Origin of the sequence: Mycolicibacter sinensis (genome assembly GCF_001667375.1) — a bacterium.
Taxonomy (GTDB): Bacteria; Actinomycetota; Actinomycetes; order Mycobacteriales; family Mycobacteriaceae; genus Mycobacterium; species Mycobacterium sinense_A.
The window spans coordinates 1-1615 of sequence record NZ_LZIN01000043.1; the positions used below are offsets into that span (position 1 = coordinate 1).

The following is a 1615-nucleotide window of genomic DNA, read 5'->3' on the forward strand; positions in this document are numbered from 1 at the left end:
GTGCGCCCGGCCGACATCGCGGCGATGACAGCCTTGTTGCGCGAGAAGACGTGAAAGCCCCCTGTGCTACGAGGGGGCTTTTACGTCTGCTCGCGAGAAAAAGCTCAGGCGGTCTGCGCCGAGAGCTTGCGGTACTCCAGCACGGTGTCGATGATCCCGTACTCCTTGGCCTCGTCGGCGGTGAGGATCTTGTCCCGGTCGGTGTCCTTGCGGACCTGCTCGGGATCCTTGCCGGTGTGGCGGGCCAGGGTGGACTCCATCAGGGTGCGCATCCGCTCGATCTCGGCGGCCTGGATCTCCAGGTCGGAGAACTGACCCTGGATCACCCCGGACAGCGACGGCTGGTGGATGAGCACCCGGGCGTTCGGCAGCGCCATCCGTTTGCCCGGGGTACCCGCGGCCAGCAGCACCGCGGCAGCCGAGGCGGCCTGACCCAGGCACACGGTCTGGATGTCGGCGCGCACGTACTGCATGGTGTCGTAGATCGCCATCAGCGACGTGAAGGAGCCGCCCGGGGAGTTGATGTACATGGTGATGTCGCGGTCGGGGTCCAGCGACTCCAGCACCAGCAGCTGGGCCATGATGTCGTTGGCGGACGCGTCGTCGACCTGCACGCCGAGGAAGATGATCCGCTCCTCGAACAGCTTGTTGTACGGGTTGGACTCCTTGACGCCCCAGCTGGAGTGCTCGACGAACGACGGCAGGATGTAGCGCGCCTGCGGCTGGATTTCGGGGTTCATGATGCATCTCCGTTGACGTGGGCGCGGGTGATGATGTGGTCGACGAAGCCGTATTCCAGCGCTTCTTGAGCGGTGAACCAGCGGTCGCGGTCGGAGTCGGCCTCGATGCGCTCGATCGGCTGACCGGTGAATTCGGCGTTGAGCCGGAACATCTCCTTCTTGATGACCGCGAACTGCTCGGCCTGGATCGCGATGTCGGCGGCGCTGCCGGTCACCCCGCCCAGCGGCTGGTGCATCAGGATCCGGGCGTGCGGCAGCGCGTAGCGCTTGCCCTTGGTGCCCGCTGCGAGCAGAAACTCGCCCATCGAGGCGGCCATGCCCATCGCGTAGGTGGCGACGTCGCACGGCGCCAGCACCATGGTGTCGTAGATCGCCATCCCGGCGCTGATCGAACCACCCGGGGAGTTGATGTACAGCGAGATGTCCTTGGTGGGGTCCTCGGCGGCCAACAGCAGGATCTGGGCGCACAGCCGGTTGGCGATGTCGTCGTCCACCTGCGACCCCAGGAAGATGATGCGTTCTCGCAGTAGGCGCTCGTATACGGAGTCGACGAGATTCAGACCGGGCTGGCTCACAGTGGGATACCTGCTTTCTCGAGATTCATATGCACCGACCCTAACGAACCGGCGGCACTGGGGGCGGTCCGAACCGGCTTCGTTCGCTTACAGCGTCACTCGTCGGATGCCGCCTCGGCTTCGACCGCCTCGTCTGCGGCCCCGTCGGCCTCCTCAGTCCCGACCGCCACGTCGTCGCCGGCGTCTGCGTCAGGGGCCTTGCCGGTACCGAAGAACTCGGCGGTGTCGATCTCGTTGCCGTCGGTGTCGGTGACCGAGGCGGCGCGCACCGCCGCCGCCAGCGCCATCCCCCGGCGCACG

The 1615-nt window shown here is 66.3% G+C and carries 2 protein-coding genes and 1 pseudogene; all 3 read right to left on the bottom strand.

All coding sequences use genetic code 11. The features are described from left to right. Positions 1-104 precede the first annotated feature (104 nt). Positions 105-740, bottom strand: coding sequence for an ATP-dependent CLP protease proteolytic subunit ClpP2 (gene clpP2 / locus A5771_RS09300; protein ID WP_064854936.1), 636 nt, complete (start codon positions 738-740; stop codon positions 105-107). Beyond that, positions 737-1315, bottom strand: a complete 579-nt coding sequence (gene clpP1, locus A5771_RS09305; protein WP_013828383.1) for an ATP-dependent CLP protease proteolytic subunit ClpP1 — start codon at positions 1313-1315, stop codon at positions 737-739. The genes clpP2 and clpP1 overlap by 4 nt, the downstream gene beginning before the upstream one ends. Positions 1316-1410: 95 nt before the next feature. Then, a pseudogene (locus tag A5771_RS09310) lies at positions 1411-1615 on the bottom strand (trigger factor); the annotation flags it as partial.

Excerpts from the sequence above, each read along its gene's own strand:
- clpP2 (WP_064854936.1), bottom strand. The coding sequence starts at position 740 with ATGAACCCCGAAATCCAGCCGCAGGCGCGCTACATCCTGCCGTCGTTC.